This window comes from Mycobacterium sp. D16Q13 (assembly GCF_002013375.1).
Taxonomy (GTDB): domain Bacteria; phylum Actinomycetota; class Actinomycetes; order Mycobacteriales; family Mycobacteriaceae; genus Mycobacterium.
In genome coordinates this window covers 143375-157208 of the sequence record NZ_MAEW01000011.1, presented here as the reverse complement: position 1 = coordinate 157208, position 13834 = coordinate 143375, and the positions used below count along the sequence as shown (strand labels likewise).

Below are 13834 nucleotides of genomic sequence, written 5' to 3'. Positions count from 1 at the left end.
CCCGGGAGACGCACGAAGCGCGGACCGGTCAGCCGTGTTGGAGGGAGGCCCGCCCTGCCGCTGTGAGGTCACCGAAGAGGCGTAAGCGGGCCAGCCCACCGTCGGGGTAGATGTCCAGGCGGACGTCGGTGACGGGCTGCTGACCATCCAGCAGAAAACGGTGCCGGGTGTCGGGCTGTAGCGGGGTGCGCGGCAGCAGCGGGACCCAGTCGCCCTGGGCGCTCAAGCCCTGCAGCCCCGCGGCGCCGGGGCTGTTGCCCACGAAATACGAGGTGTCGATCTCGGCCAGGCGCAGTACTCCTTCACCGGCGAGCCGCACCTGCACCCAGTCGTTGGCGCCGTCGCGGCGGCGGGCGGTCTCCCAGCCGTCGCCCATCACCCGCGCGACACCGGGGAACAGCAGATTCTGAGGTGAGCTGTAGAAACGGTTGGAGCAATCGGTCACCAGCCCGCCGTTCTCGATGGCGGCCAGGTCAAACTGGCCGGCGTCGAGGAATCGCGGGTCGGGCCGGCCGTGACCGTGCACCCGCAACCGTGCGACACCGCCGTCCGGGTGCATCGTCAACCGCACGTGTGTCCACCGCTGCGTCGAGTCAACATCGAACACGTTGCGGGTGTCGCCGTAGACTTTCGTACGCCCGATAATGCTGTGCCAGTTGGTATTCCGCGCGACATCGTCCACAGGCGGGTACCCCTCGATCTCGGCGGCATCGACCGATATCTCCGGCGGGTAGTTGCCCTTGAACCACGCGGTGTCGACGACAATGCCCGCGATCACACCGGGGACGCCCAGCCGGACGATGGCGGCGTCGTGGCCGGGCTCGCCCGCGGGGTCGCGCCGGCGCCGGGTCTCCCACCCGTCGTACACCTGTCCCTTGTGCCCGAAGGTCGCGGGCCGGTAGTCCGCGGGGCCGGGCTTGATCAGGTTCTCCTTCTCAGCGAAGAGGTCGTCGTTGGCCCAGATCACCGCTCCGCCCAGGGATCGCAGCGCCAAGTCGGGCAGCATCGTGAAATCGGGCAGCCCTGCGGGTGTATTGCTGGTCATTGCTGGTCGGTATCTCCTGTTGTGGTGCGTTGCACGAGTTGGTCCAGTACCGCGCGGTCGCATCCGGGGGCGACGGCGGCGACCTCGTCGGGGGAGTAGGCGCCGCAGTCCAAGCCGCGCAGTATTCCGCCGGCCAGCGCCTGCGCCGTCGCCGGTTCGTCGACGATCGCGCCGCCCTGGCGCCGCAGGTAGGCATCGATGCGGGGCCCGGCGGTGGCCAGCGCCCGCTGGTGGAATGCGTAGGTGGCCAGCCACCGGGTGATCAAGTGCCCGGGATGCATGTCCCAGCCTTGCCAGTAGCCGCGTTCGAGGGCGCGGGTGACCAGCCGGTGGTGTCTGGTGATCGCGGCGGCCTGCTGTTCGGGGGTGCCTTCCGGGATCACCTGGGTGGAGCCGTCGCACACCCAGACACCGGTCTGGGCTGCGGCGGCCAGCATCACCGCCTTGGCGTGATCGGCCACGGGATGTTCCAGCGACTGGTGTTCGGCGGCGATCCCGCAGGCGGCGCTGTAGTCATAGGTTCCGTAATGCAATGCGGTGAGGCGCCCCTGCCCAAGGTGGATGGCCTGAGCCAGGGTGGCGGTGCCGTCGGCGCCTAGCACTGCTTGCGGGCTTTCGATCTGAAGCTCGAAACGCAGTGAACCATGGGGTAATCCGTGTACCCGCTCGAGTTCGTCGAACAAACGCAGGGCCGCCTCGACCTGAGCCAGCGCGCGAAATTTCGGGATGGTGGTGACGAATCCGCGCGGCACCCCCGACGCGCCGTCCAGCACCAGTTCCAATGTGCGCACGCTGCGCCGCAGGTGTTGGGAGGTCAGGCCCTTGATCCGGATGCCCAGTACGGCAGGAGGATTCGCCGCGATCGACAGTGAGCGCAAGGTGCGTCCCGCCGTGCGTGCGTCTGCGTCCTCGGTGCTGTCCGCGCGCCAGCCGTAGCCGTCCTCGAAATCGAGCCGCAGGTCCTGAATCGGGTCGGTGGCAAGCCTCTCCCTGACGCGGGGGAGGACTCCCTGTGTATCGAGGGCCGCGAGCGCTTGCTCATGGCGCCCGGCGAGCTCGAGTGCTGCGGCACCCCACTGTTCGGGGGTCTGGACGTCGGCCAGCGCCGCGCTGACGTACGCGGTGTGGATCGGCTGCGGTTCGCCGCGGCCATCGGGGTACGCAGAGGCCAGCTCGGCGTCGAGACCGGCCACCAGCTCTGCGATAGGAGCCAGCCAGTCGGGACCATCGGCCTCTGGCGGGTGGGACGTAGAAGCCGCTGACACGGGTCCCATGCTCGCAGACTCGCTGCGGCGGCGCTCAGGCGTGTGCAGCTGGGGATTCCTCCTCGGGCTCGTCGGCGACCTGTTCACCGGCGAGAACCGCGCGCATGCGGTCCTTGTCGAGTTGGCCTTCCCAGTTGGCCACCACCAGCGTCGCCACGCAGTTGCCCAGCAGATTCACCGAGACCCGCATCGAGTCCATGATCCGGTCGGCGCCCAGCAGCAGGGCGACGGCGGCCACCGGGATGGCCCCGTGGCCTATCGCCGCCACGGTCGCCGAGAGCGCCAGGAACGATGAACCCGGCACGCCTGCCATGCCCTTGGAGGTCAGCATGAGCACCAGCACGGCGGTGATCTGCTCGCCGATGCTGAGGTCGACGCCCAGCGCCTGCGCGAGAAACAGCACGCAGATCGACAGGTACAGGGTGGCTCCGTCGAGATTGAAGGAGTACCCGGTGGGAATGACCAGTCCTGTGGTCGTCTTGGAACACCCCGCGTGATTCAGCTTGGTCATGATGCGCGGCAACACCACTTCGGTGGAGGCCGTGCCGAGGGCCAGGAAGAGCTCGTCCTTGATGTAGACGACGAACTTCCACAGGTTCACTCCCGCGAAGAGCCGCGCGATCACCGCCAGAACCCCGATGAACAGCAACGCGGCCACGTAGCACGCGGCGATGAGCTTGCCGTAACTGCCCAGCGAGCCGATCCCGTATTGGCCCACGATGTAGGCCATGGCCCCGAGCGCCCCGAGCGGTGCCAGCCGCATGATCCACCCGATGATGGTGAAGAAGATGTGACTGAGGTGCTCGATGAATTCCAGCACTACCGGTGGTCCCGATTCGCCGAACTTGGCCAGCGCCAAGCCGAAAAGTACGGCGAAGAACAGCACTTGCAACAAGGCGTTCTCGGCGAAGGCCGAGACAATGGACGAGGGGATGATGCCGAGCAGGAACTCGACGGTGTGTGGCAGTTCGCCATTGTTGGTCTTCTTGGCGATGGCATCGGCACCTGTCGCCAGCGTCCCGGCGTCGATGTGGAACCCTGCCCCCGGCTTGGCGAGATTTCCCACCAGCAGACCGAACAGCAGCGCGAAGGTGGTGACCGCCTCGAAGTAGATGAGCGCCTTGACGCCGATCCGTCCGACGGACTTGAGATCCCCGACGTGCGCGATGCCGAGGACGACCGTGCAGAAGATGATCGGCGCGATGAGCATCTTGATCAGCTTGATGAAGCCATCCGCTAACGGGCGCAGGTCGGCACCGACCCCGGGCCACTGCCAGCCGATGAGCACACCCGCGACGATGGCGGCCAGCAGCTGGACGAACAGCGACCGGTACCAGGGCGGCTTGTTCGCCAAACGCACCATCTCGCTGGCGGGTACCTCGATCGCGGCCGTCATGGGCGCGACCGTAACGACGGTCTGTTTAACGAATGTGAACGCGGGATGCAGTGCGTATTACGCGGACGGCGGTCATGAGGTTCGATAGGACTATGAGCTTCGCCGCGCCCGATGCCAGGGCGGATGTCGTTGCCGGCGCGGTACTCGCGGCAGGAGCGGGCACCCGCTACGGCATGCCGAAGATCCTTGCCGAGGAAGGGCGCTGGCTCGCGCTCGCGGTGAAGGCGCTGGACCGTGGGGGCTGCGACGAGATCTACGTGACGCAGGGTGCCGCGCACGCCGACATGCCTTTTCCTGCCCGGGGTATTGAGGTTCCTCGGTGGCGCGACGGTGCGTCCGAATCGGTGCGATCGGTGCTGGACCTGCTGCGCTCGCGAACAGATGTGGCGGGAGTCCTCATCCATCTGGTCGACCTGCCGTCCGTCGGCCCGGAGGCGGTACGCGCGGTGCTGCGCGCAAGTGAGCACCGGCGCTCGGCACTGGCCCGTGCGACATTCGCGGGGCGTCCCGGGCATCCGGTGTACATCGGTTCGGAACATTTCGGCCCCGTGCTGGGCGCACTGGTAGGTGACCGGGGGGCCGGGCCGTACCTGAGCGCACGCTCCGATGTGATCGAGGTGCCGTGTGATTACCTCGGCGACGGCGCCGACCAGGACTACCGGCCATAGATCACGTGTGCCGGGACGTAGCGCATGCCCAGCAGGTAGATGCCGAAGCCGATTCCGGCACCCACGAACCAGGTGAAGCTCGCCAGGTATGCGCTGCCCCAGACCACCATCGCGATAGCTGTGAGCGCCCCGACGACAGTCGCGGCCACCGCCACTGGGTTGACCCCGCCGCGGTAGTAGTACGTGCCCGCCGGGGACAGGGTGAAGAGGTCGTCGACCTCGATGGTGCGGTTGCGCACGATATAGAAGTCGGCGATGAGGATTCCGAAGAGCGGGCCGATCACCGCGCCCAGGGTGTCCAGCGTGTAGTGGATGGTGTCCGGGTTGTTGTACAGATTCCAGGGGGTGATCAGGATCGAGCCGACCGCCGCGATCATGCCGCCGGCCCGCCAGCTGATCCGTGTGGGGGACAGGTTGGAGAAATCGAAAGCGGGCGAGACGAAGTTGGCCACGATGTTGATGCCGATGGTGGCGATCGCGAAGGTGAGAACACCCAGCACTGCCGCGGTGGTGTTGTCGATCTTGTCCACGATCAGCACCGGGTCGGTGATGATGGCGCCGTCCTCGCCGCGGCCGATGACCGTCGCCCCTGCCGACACCGTGCACACCGCCAACACCGCGAAGAACAGAAAGTTCAACGGCAATCCCAGGAAGTTGCCGCGCTTGACCTCTTCGAAGCTGCGCCCGTACCGCGAGAAGTCGCCGAAGTTGAGCATGGGCCCCGAGAAGTACGACACCACCAGCGCGATCGCGCTCAACACAGTCGCCACCGCGGCGAGCCCGGTTTTCGGCGGACCCGACGCCAGGCCGAAATGCACGTTCTCCCAGCCGGCCGCGACGACGAGATAGAGCGCCAATGCCAGCATCACCGCGTACACCGCGGGCCCACAGAAGTCGATGAACTTACGAATCGCCTCCATGCCGTTCCAGAAGACGGCGGCCTGCAGCACCCACATCAGCAGGAAGCCGCCCCAGCCGAGGAGCGATAACCCGAGAAAGCCGTACTCGCCGGCATTGCCGTAACGACCCAGGGAAGGCTCGAACTTCACCGCCAGGAGTACGAATGCCGTGGAAGCCAAATAGGTTTGGATGCCGTACCAGGCGACGGCGATGAGGCCCCGGATCACAGCGGGAAGATTGGCGCCCCGCACTCCGAACGCGATGCGGGCGGTCACCGGGTATGGCACGCCGGCCTGCTGGGAAGGTCGTGACACCAGATTGCACAGCCAGTACACCGCCACGATGCCGATCGTCAGTGCCAGTAGCACCTGCCAGGCTGAGATTCCCAGCGCGAAAAGACTTCCCGCGAAGACGTAGCCGCCGACACTGTGGACATCGGACATCCAGAACGCGAAGAAGTTGTAGCTGGTCCAGCTCTGCGCCCGCAGCGGGGCCAGATCGCCGTTGGTCAACGCCGGGTCGTACCCGGGTTTGATCACGCTGTCCCCGGCGGCGCTGTGCCCGCTGGCGGGAGCGCTGGCGTCAGCCGTGAGTACGCCGGTCACGTAACCTCCTGCGAATGGTCGACCAGCCAGAAAAGCTGGTGACCCGAAGTTAAGTGGTCGGTGTTGCCATCGTGTTGCGCAGAAACAATATTTTCCCAGGCCAGAATTACTCCACCGGAACGTGATTCGATGCGGCAAATCGGGCGGCCTACTATCGTGCCCACGATGGCTCATAACGAGACTGGACAGGCGACACCCCGCGATATGGTGGGTTACGGGCGCACGCCACCGCACCCGCGGTGGCCCGGTGAGGCCCGCATCGCGGTGCAGTTCGTGCTCAATTATGAAGAGGGCGCTGAGAACAACGTCCTGGATGGATCGGCGGCCTCGGAGACATTTCTGTCGGAGATGGTCCCGGCCGATCCCTTCCCGAACCGGCACATGAGCATGGAATCGCTGTACGAATACGGTTCGCGCGCCGGGCTCTGGCGGGTACTGCGGGTTTTCGAGCGCCGGCGCCTACCGCTGACGATTTTCGCCGTGGCGCGGGCGTTGCAAGGCAACCCGGAGGCGGTGGCGGCGTTTGGTGAGCTCGGGCACGAAATTGCGTGCCATGGGCTGCGGTGGCAGTCCTACCAGCTGGTGTCCCCGGATATCGAGCGTGAGCACATGGCACAGGCGGTCCAGATTCTGCGTGATCTCACCGGAGCCGCCCCGTTGGGTTGGTACACCGGCCGTGACTCCCCACAGACCCGGCAACTGGTGGTCGAGCACGGGGGATTCGCTTACGATTCCGACTCTTATGCCGATGACCTGCCGTACTGGGTGCGGGTACCTGCGCACGGCGCTGGGGTCGAACACTTGGTGGTGCCCTACACCCTCGACACGAACGACATGCGTTTCGCCTCACCGGCCGGATTCCCTAGCGGGGAACAATTTTTCACGCATCTGCGTGATGCCTTCGACTGCCTGTACGCCGAAGGGGAGGCGGGCAGTCCGAAGATGCTATCGGTAGGCCTGCACTGCCGGCTGGTGGGTCGGCCGGCGAGGACAGTCGCGCTGGAGCGGTTCCTCGATCATGTGCAGGCTCATGAGGGGGTGTGGATCGCCAAACGCATCGACATCGCCGAACATTGGCGCCGGATTCACCCCGCAGGTACCGAACCGAACGAATCCATCAGTCCGGCATAGGGTTTGATCGGCGGTGGGGCGAACTCGCCCCGTCCTGACTTGCGCAGGCCCATGGATACCAGCGACTGCACCAGGTTCACCGCGGCTGCCACACCATCGATCACCGGTAGTCCAATCTCGGCGGAGATGTCCCGGCACAGCCCGGCCATTCCCGCACAACCCAGCACAATCACATCGCTGCCGTCATCGCGCGCCGCGCGTCGGCAGTGCTCGACGAGAATGTCCTTGGTCTTGGGGTTCGTTTCCAGGTCCAGTACCGCGATATCGCAACCGTGCACGCCCCGGCAGAAGCGGGACATCCCGTAGCGTTCGGCCAGGTCCCACGCGCGGCCGGTGGTGCGTTCCAACGTGGTGACCACGCTGAACCCCCTGCCGAGGTGGCTGGCCATGTGCATGGCGGCCTCGGCGATGCCGACCACCGGACCGGCCGCCAGTTCCCGGGCGGCATCAAGCCCGGGATCTCCGAAGCAGGCCAGCACGTACCCTTCGGCACCTTCGGATTCCGCGCGGCGGATTTCGGCCAGCACACCGGGCACACTCAACGCCTCGTCATAGTGGCTCTCTATCGAGACCGGCCCCATCTCCGGGTTGACCGCGCTGATGCTGGTTCCCGGCCAGGCCGCTGATCGCGCCACCGCTTCGACGGCCTTCGTCATGGCCTCGGTGGTGTTGGGATTGATGACGCGTATGCGCATGGCCGACAGGGTACGTCGGCCGCGACGCACGTGGGGTGTGGCGTTGTCGTGGCCGCCGCGTCATGAAACGTTCGCGTTAACTCTGTGTCGCCAGCGATGGCAGCCGGGCACGACCGCTGACAAGATCGAGGTTCGGCAGACGGCGATGGAGGGCGAATGTCACGTACGTTCCGCTACCGGAGGCTGATCAACGAGCTGCGCGCCAACCGGTCCGGGCATGACCAGACGAGCGTGCTCGACGGGTTGCGGCGGGCCATCCTTGATGGTGCCGCGCCGCCAGGTTCCATGATTCCCATCAGCGAGGTAGCCGACACCTACCAAATCAGCCCCATCCCGGTCCGGGAAGCACTCAAGACCCTTGTCGCCGAAGGGCTTGTCAACCATCGGGCCAATGGGGGCTACCGCGTGGCTCAGCTCACGCTGCCGGAGCTTCGCGAGATCTACTTCACCCGAGGCGTTCTCGAGCGTGCCGCGCTCGCACAGGCGGTGGCGCTTGCAACGCCCGAGGATCTGGATCGCGCGCTGGCCGAACATGAGCTGCTGCAACAGGCAACCATTGAAGGCGATGCGCGGGCATTTCACCTACATTCCCGTCGTTTTCACCGCGCACTGGTGATTCCCTGCGGCATGCACCGCCTCTTGCACATGTTCGAGGCCACCTGGAATCTGACCGAACCGTTCCAGGTGATGCGGACGGTTTCCGCGTCGGATCAGCTGCAGCTACACGCCGATCATGAGGCGATGATCACAGCGGTGGCAAGGCGCGATACCGAGGCTCTGCTGGCCGTCGCAGCCACCCACCACGACCGCTTGGAGTCGGTGATAGTCGCTGCCGCAGGACAATTGGACGTGATCGCGGAGACGTAGCGTGGTGACCCGCCGGGAAGATATAGACACCCGGCAACCTGGCCGCAACACGGTCGATCTAGCGTCGCTTCGGCGGTCGGCAAGTAGGCGCGGACGCACCGAGGCAGGGAGGTTCTGCGATGAGGAGAGTCCATCCCGTCGACGAGGTGCCCTCTGCGGGCAAACTCGTCACTCTGGGCATCCAGCATGTGATCGCGTTCTATGCCGGCGCGGTGCTGGTGCCGCTGCTCATCGCGCGCGCCATCGACCTGGACGCCGAGGCGCTGACCATGTTGATCACCGCAGACCTGTTCACTTGCGGTATTGCCTCGATCCTGCAGGCGGTCGGGTTCTGGAAGATCGGCGTGCGGCTGCCGCTGCTCCAAGGGGTCACCTTCGCGACCTTGGCCCCGGTGATCAAGATCGCCAACGACCACGGCGGCGGCAGGGTGGGACTGCTCACCGTGTACGGCGCTGTCATCGCGGCGGGCGCCTTCACGTTTCTCATCGCGCCGTTCTTCGCTCGCCTCATCCGCTTCTTCCCGCCGATCGTGACCGGGTCGGTCATCACGATCATCGGGGTGTCGCTGCTGCCGGTGGGCATCGGTGACGCCGTCCGCAACCCGCACAGCCCGGTCGCCGCGCATGATCCCGGAAACGGGCGCTGGCTCATGTACGCGGTGGGCACCATCGTGCTGATCGTGCTGATGCAGAGGTTCTTCCGGGGCTTCTGGAGCACCATCGCGGTGCTGCTGGGTCTGGTTGCCGGTACCGCCATCGCCTGGCTTGCCGGTGACACCGATTTCACGCGGGTGGGTGAGGCGGGCTGGATCGGCTTCACCTCGCCGTTCGCATTCGGTGCCCCGCGCTTTGACGTTATTGCGGTGGTGTCGCTGATCGTGGTGCTGATGGTGACCGCTGTCGAATCCACCGGCGCGGTCTTCGCCACCGCCGAGATCGTCGGCAAGCGGGTGCGCGGGGCGGATATCGCCGCCACGGTGCGCGCGGACGGCATCGCCACCATGATCGGCGGCACCTTCAACTCGTTTCCGTACACGGCGTTCTCGGAGAACGTCGGGCTGGTGCGCCTCACCGGGGTCAAGAGTCGTTGGGTGGTAGCGACCGCCGGGGTGATCATGATGGTGTTGGGTGTGCTGCCCAAGACCGCCAAGATCGTGGAGTCGATTCCGGCTCCGGTGCTAGGCGGGGCCGCGATGACTTTATTCGCGACGGTGGCCGTCGTCGGCATCCAGACGCTGGGAAAGGTTGATTTCAACGACCACCGCAACCTGATCATCGCCAGTACTTCGCTGGCCATGGGGATGTACGTGCAGTTCTCCCAGTCCTCGGGCCCGTCAACTGTCCTGGACCACGGGCGCGGTATCGCGGTTCCCGCGCTCCCGGGAATCGACCAGGCCGTACCGGGGCTGCTGCAGATCCCGTTCAGCACCGGCATCACCATGGGCGCCATCACCGCGATCGTCTTGAACCTGCTGTTCTTCCACACCGGCAGCCGCGGCCTGGCGGTGGCTGGGGGAGGCGCCATTCGGCTCGCGCAGGTCAATGAGATGACCCTCGACGAGTTCCGCCACACGTTCGGCAGCCTGGTCCAGGACGTGCACTGGGTGGTGGATCGCGCCTACCAGCAGCGGCCTTTTGCCGACGCACACGATCTGCGCAGCGCATTCCAGGAGGCGATGCTCACCGGCAGCGACGAGCAGCAGCTCGAACTCATCAGATCGTTCCCCGATCTGGGTGCCGAGGACGAAGCTGGGGAGATGGCAGCCGTCGACCACACCATCCTGCAGACCCTCGACGAGGGTGAGCTGAACAATGTGGTGAGCCTGGCCAGCGCCTATCGCGAGCATTTCGGTTTCCCGCTGGTGATCTGCGCACGAGAGACCGAGCGGTACGAACGGGTGCTGCGCAACGGGTGGAGCCGCATGGAGAATTCGACAACCAGCGAGCGTTCCTTCGCTCTCATCGAGATCGCGAAGATCGCCAATTACCGGTTCGATGATCTGGTGGCCGACGCCAATCCCATCACGGCTGCCCGCTTCGGGCGTTACGAGGATTTCCATGCGGCGCGTTGACTGGCGGGGAATCGAGAGCTTCAACGAGCTCACCGATAACCAGGCGATCCACTGGCTCTACGAGTGTTGCACCTCGCGGATATGGGCGGTGCGGGTGGCGTCCGGGCGCCCCTTTCGCGATGAGGAGGCGCTGTACAACCGGGCGGACCTGATCCTGGCCGAGCTCACCGACTCCGATCTGGACGAGGCGCTCGACGGGCACCCGAGGATCGGGGAGCGGCCCGATAACGCGGCCTCGCGCCGGGAGCAGTCCGGCGTGGCCGGCGCCGAGGCCACGGTGCTGGCCCAGCTCAAGGAAGGCAATGCGGAATACGAGAAGCGTTTTGGCTACGTGTATCTCGTGTTTGCCAATGGCAGGCCGGCCGGGGAACTGCTGGCGATCTTGCAGGAGCGGCTCAAGAATGACCCCCAGAATGAACGCCGCGTCATGAGAATGGAATTGGGCAAGATCAATCGCAGTCGCCTGGCGCGGATGCTGGGCCCGGCAGGTCGGCATGCCGATGACATCGAGACGGAGGACGGATCGTGACGGGTTTGAGTACCCATGTACTGGACGCGGTTTCCGGGCGGCCGGCGCAGGGTGTGCGTGTGACTCTGCTGGACACCGCGGAGTCTCTGGTGGCCAGTGGTACAACAGATTCCGACGGCAGGATTGCCGATCTTGCTGGGACAGTGCTGACCGCCGGTACATACCGGCTGGTGTTCGACACGGGAACCTGGTTCACCGACAACGCGATCGATGGGTTCTATCCGGAAGTGATCATTAGCTTCCGGGCGGCCGGTAGTGGGCACCTGCATGTCCCGCTGCTCCTGAGCCCGTACGCCTACTCCACCTATCGCGGCAGCTGAGAAAGGAAAGCATCGATGGCAATCGTCCTCGGAGGCAACCAGTACGGCAAGGCCGAGAACCGAGTCGTTCGGATCTACCGGGACTCTCCGCGCCATGAGATCAAGGACCTCAACGTCGGTAGCGCGCTGCGCGGGGACTTCGCCGCCGCCTACACCGATGGCGATCAGCGCAAGGTGCTGCCCACCGACAGCCAGAAGCAGACCATCTACGCCTACGCCAAGGAAAAGGGCATCGAGACCATCGAACAATACGGTCTGGACCTGGCGCACCACTTTGTGGACGAGTATGAGCCGGTAACCGGCGCGCGCATTGAGATTGACGAATACGCCTGGGAGAGGGTCCTTGTCGATGGGCGCGAACATGATCACGCCTGGGTTCGTAAGGGTCAGGAGGTGCGCACCGCCGAGATCACCGTCGAGGGTGTGGGTGCGGCGCAGCGGACCTGGGTGATCGGCGGTCTCAAAGACCTTGTCGTCCTGAAGTCGACGGGTTCGGAGTTCCACGATTTCCTCGAGGACAAGTACACGGTCCTGCAGCCCACCAACGACCGGGTGATGGCCACCTCACTGGTGGCCAAGTGGCGCTTCGTGGGTACCGAAGTCGACTGGGACCAGACCTATCTCGGAGTGAAGGCGCTCATTCTTGAGCGGTTCGCCACCGTGCACTCGCTCGCCCTGCAGCAGACGTTGTACGAGATCGGCAAGGCGATCCTGGAGGCTTATCCGCTGATCGCCGAGGTCCGGCTCTCGGCACCCAACAAACACCACTTCGTGTACGACCTGTCACCGTTCGGGCTGGAGAACCCCAACGAGGTCTTTCATGCCGATGACCGCCCGTACGGGCTGATTCAGGCCGTCGTGACCCGTGACGACGCACCGGAGGCCGGGCCGGCCTGGGATCCACATCTGGCCTGGCTGGTCTAGCTGTCGCGGTTGAGGTAGCCGGTGATATCGCGCCCACGTACTCGCACCGAGCTGATGGCCGGCTCGCGCAGCCCCATCAGCAGGCGGAACAGCGTCTGCTCGGTGGCCAGCTGCTCGTCGTCGGATCGGATGCCGTGGGAAAGGTTGTCGGCCAACGGTTCCCATCGGTGCGGGTCGATGATCAGGAAGTCCGCGTCCTTGCCCTGGTCCAGGTTGCCGAACGTGTCCTCGCGGTCCAGCGCGCGTGCCCCGGCAAGCGTGGCGGTGAACAGCAGCTCGGCGGGGTGTAGAGATACCGCAGCCGAAGCCGGTTCGGTCATATGGACTTTGAAACAGTCGTTCAGTACGCGCGTCAACAGCCATTCGTCGCCACCACCCACATCGGTGCCGAGAGCGACGTTGACTCCACTGCCGACGGTGCGGCGCCATGGCATGGTCCCGGAACCCAGGAACAGCTGGGAGGTGGGGCAATGTGCGATGGAGGTTCCGGTTTCGGCCATGCGGGCCAGTTCCGCGTCCTGGCAGTGCACGGCATGGGCCAGAATGCTTCTGCGGCCCAGCAGGGTCGAGCCGCCCTTGCGGGAGCCGGGCAGAAAATGACCGTCATAGGTATCCAGGTAGCTCCCGACCCCGTATGCGGACAGGGTGGCATCCACCTCGCCGGTGCCCGGCCGGGCGTTCTCGTTGAGGTGCGAATGGAAGTAGACACCCGTATCCCGCACCTCGTCATAGAGCTCGCCGAGCGCCGCGAGGGTGCCGGGCGCGACGGACAGCGAGAAGCGGGGCACCAGTGCCACATCCGTGAGGGAGTCGCCGTGCCAGCTGTCGATTTCGTGGGCGCACAGCCGGATTGCCTGCTCGGTCGTGGTGAGCAGCGGCGTGGCGCTGTCGGGCCCGGTGGTCTGCACACCGCGTCCGCTGACCATCCGCAGGCCCGCGGCGCGGGTCGCCGTGAACAAGGCGTCCTGGGCCTGAGGAAAGGCCGAGCCCATCACCATCGCGGCCGTGGTTCCGGCGGTGATCCGGCGGCGGCAGAAGGTTTCGGCAGCGCGCTGTGCCAGCACCGGGTCGGCCAAGCGGGCCTCGGCGGGAAAGATGCAGCGCTCCAGCCACTCCAACAGTTGGCCGCCGCCATAAGAATCGGTGCAATAGGTCTGCGGGAAGTGCATATGGGTGTCCACGAAACCGGGCAGCAGGAATCCGGGGCGATGATCGTGCACGGGCCACGCGCAGTAGGTCTGGGGCAGTTCGGGGTAGGTGCCGCAGTAGGCGATCACACCATCGATGCCGACTGCCAGCGCTCCATCGGGTATCGACTGCAGATGCGCGGCCGCATCTGCCACGCCGGGGGAGCCCGCGATGTGGAAGATGTGCCCGCGGTAGACGGTGGCTGCAATCGGGTGCATCGCACCATAGT

Annotated in this window: 13 protein-coding genes; 7 read left to right on the top strand and 6 right to left on the bottom strand. The window is 65.6% G+C overall.

Annotated elements, in window-relative coordinates; all coding sequences use genetic code 11:
• Positions 1-28: 28 nt before the first annotated feature.
• The 3 genes from alc to dctA are packed head-to-tail and all read right to left on the bottom strand — an operon-like array spanning position 29 to position 3706.
• A complete protein-coding gene (alc, locus tag B4400_RS13785; RefSeq protein WP_078310866.1) occupies positions 29-1045 on the bottom strand; it encodes an allantoicase in 1017 nt (338 codons plus the stop codon).
• On the bottom strand, positions 1042-2319 hold the full coding sequence (locus B4400_RS13780) for a DUF6986 family protein (RefSeq protein WP_078310865.1): 1278 nt from the start codon (positions 2317-2319) through the stop codon (positions 1042-1044). Before B4400_RS13780 ends, alc begins: the two co-directional genes overlap by 4 nt.
• Before the next feature lie 25 nt (positions 2320-2344).
• Entirely contained in the window at positions 2345-3706 is a 1362-nt protein-coding gene (gene dctA / locus B4400_RS13775) for a C4-dicarboxylate transporter DctA (protein WP_078310864.1), read from the bottom strand.
• Between the two features lie 74 nt (positions 3707-3780).
• Here dctA and B4400_RS13770 point away from each other — a divergent pair, with 74 nt between their 5' ends.
• Positions 3781-4374 (top strand): nucleotidyltransferase family protein, encoded by a 594-nt coding sequence (locus tag B4400_RS13770; protein WP_078310863.1) that lies wholly within the window; start codon positions 3781-3783, stop codon positions 4372-4374.
• On the opposite strand, the gene B4400_RS13765 is transcribed toward B4400_RS13770, so the two are convergent.
• Positions 4362-5879: an NCS1 family nucleobase:cation symporter-1 gene (locus B4400_RS13765; protein WP_078310862.1), complete on the bottom strand. Its 1518-nt coding sequence runs from the start codon at positions 5877-5879 to the stop codon at positions 4362-4364. The genes B4400_RS13770 and B4400_RS13765 overlap by 13 nt on opposite strands.
• Positions 5880-6044: 165 nt before the next feature.
• Here B4400_RS13765 and puuE point away from each other — a divergent pair, with 165 nt between their 5' ends.
• Positions 6045-7010: an allantoinase PuuE gene (gene puuE, locus B4400_RS13760; protein ID WP_078310861.1), complete on the top strand. Its 966-nt coding sequence runs from the start codon at positions 6045-6047 to the stop codon at positions 7008-7010.
• Here the strand turns inward: puuE and B4400_RS13755 are convergent.
• Positions 6965-7705, bottom strand: a complete 741-nt coding sequence (locus B4400_RS13755; protein ID WP_078310860.1) for an aspartate/glutamate racemase family protein — start codon at positions 7703-7705, stop codon at positions 6965-6967. The genes puuE and B4400_RS13755 overlap by 46 nt on opposite strands.
• 156 nt (positions 7706-7861) lie before the next feature.
• Here B4400_RS13755 and B4400_RS13745 point away from each other — a divergent pair, with 156 nt between their 5' ends.
• From B4400_RS13745 to pucL, 5 genes are all read left to right on the top strand, one after another.
• Positions 7862-8572, top strand: a complete 711-nt coding sequence (locus B4400_RS13745) for a GntR family transcriptional regulator (protein ID WP_078310858.1) — start codon at positions 7862-7864, stop codon at positions 8570-8572.
• A 119-nt stretch (positions 8573-8691) separates the two neighbouring features.
• Positions 8692-10644, top strand: coding sequence for a solute carrier family 23 protein (locus B4400_RS13740; protein ID WP_078310857.1), 1953 nt, complete (start codon positions 8692-8694; stop codon positions 10642-10644).
• On the top strand, positions 10631-11173 hold the full coding sequence (gene uraD / locus B4400_RS13735) for a 2-oxo-4-hydroxy-4-carboxy-5-ureidoimidazoline decarboxylase (protein WP_078310856.1): 543 nt from the start codon (positions 10631-10633) through the stop codon (positions 11171-11173). Before B4400_RS13740 ends, uraD begins: the two co-directional genes overlap by 14 nt.
• Complete coding sequence (gene uraH, locus B4400_RS13730) at positions 11170-11493, top strand: hydroxyisourate hydrolase (RefSeq protein ID WP_078310855.1); 324 nt, start codon at positions 11170-11172, stop codon at positions 11491-11493. The genes uraD and uraH overlap by 4 nt, the downstream gene beginning before the upstream one ends.
• Positions 11494-11508: 15 nt before the next feature.
• Positions 11509-12417, top strand: a complete 909-nt coding sequence (gene pucL / locus B4400_RS13725; protein WP_078310854.1) for a factor-independent urate hydroxylase — start codon at positions 11509-11511, stop codon at positions 12415-12417.
• Here pucL and B4400_RS13720 read toward each other — a convergent pair.
• Positions 12414-13823 carry an amidohydrolase family protein gene (locus B4400_RS13720; protein ID WP_078310897.1) on the bottom strand — a complete coding sequence of 470 codons (1410 nt, stop codon included), beginning with the start codon at positions 13821-13823 and terminating at the stop codon, positions 12414-12416. The two genes, pucL and B4400_RS13720, sit on opposite strands and share 4 nt — an antisense overlap.
• Positions 13824-13834: the final 11 nt, after the last annotated feature.

What these genes read in the sequence shown, in the direction of transcription:
- B4400_RS13780 (WP_078310865.1), bottom strand. Translation starts at nt 2,319, where the DNA reads ATGGGACCCGTGTCAGCGGCTTCTACGTCCCACCCGCCAGAGGCCGAT.
- B4400_RS13755 (WP_078310860.1), bottom strand. Translation starts at nt 7,705, where the DNA reads ATGCGCATACGCGTCATCAATCCCAACACCACCGAGGCCATGACGAAG.
- alc (WP_078310866.1), bottom strand. Translation starts at nt 1,045, where the DNA reads ATGACCAGCAATACACCCGCAGGGCTGCCCGATTTCACGATGCTGCCC.
- uraD (WP_078310856.1), top strand. Translation starts at nt 10,631, where the DNA reads ATGCGGCGCGTTGACTGGCGGGGAATCGAGAGCTTCAACGAGCTCACC.
- dctA (WP_078310864.1), bottom strand. Translation starts at nt 3,706, where the DNA reads ATGACGGCCGCGATCGAGGTACCCGCCAGCGAGATGGTGCGTTTGGCG.
- B4400_RS13745 (WP_078310858.1), top strand. Translation starts at nt 7,862, where the DNA reads ATGTCACGTACGTTCCGCTACCGGAGGCTGATCAACGAGCTGCGCGCC.
- pucL (WP_078310854.1), top strand. Translation starts at nt 11,509, where the DNA reads ATGGCAATCGTCCTCGGAGGCAACCAGTACGGCAAGGCCGAGAACCGA.
- puuE (WP_078310861.1), top strand. Translation starts at nt 6,045, where the DNA reads ATGGCTCATAACGAGACTGGACAGGCGACACCCCGCGATATGGTGGGT.
- B4400_RS13720 (WP_078310897.1), bottom strand. Translation starts at nt 13,823, where the DNA reads ATGCACCCGATTGCAGCCACCGTCTACCGCGGGCACATCTTCCACATC.
- B4400_RS13740 (WP_078310857.1), top strand. Translation starts at nt 8,692, where the DNA reads ATGAGGAGAGTCCATCCCGTCGACGAGGTGCCCTCTGCGGGCAAACTC.
- B4400_RS13770 (WP_078310863.1), top strand. Translation starts at nt 3,781, where the DNA reads ATGAGGTTCGATAGGACTATGAGCTTCGCCGCGCCCGATGCCAGGGCG.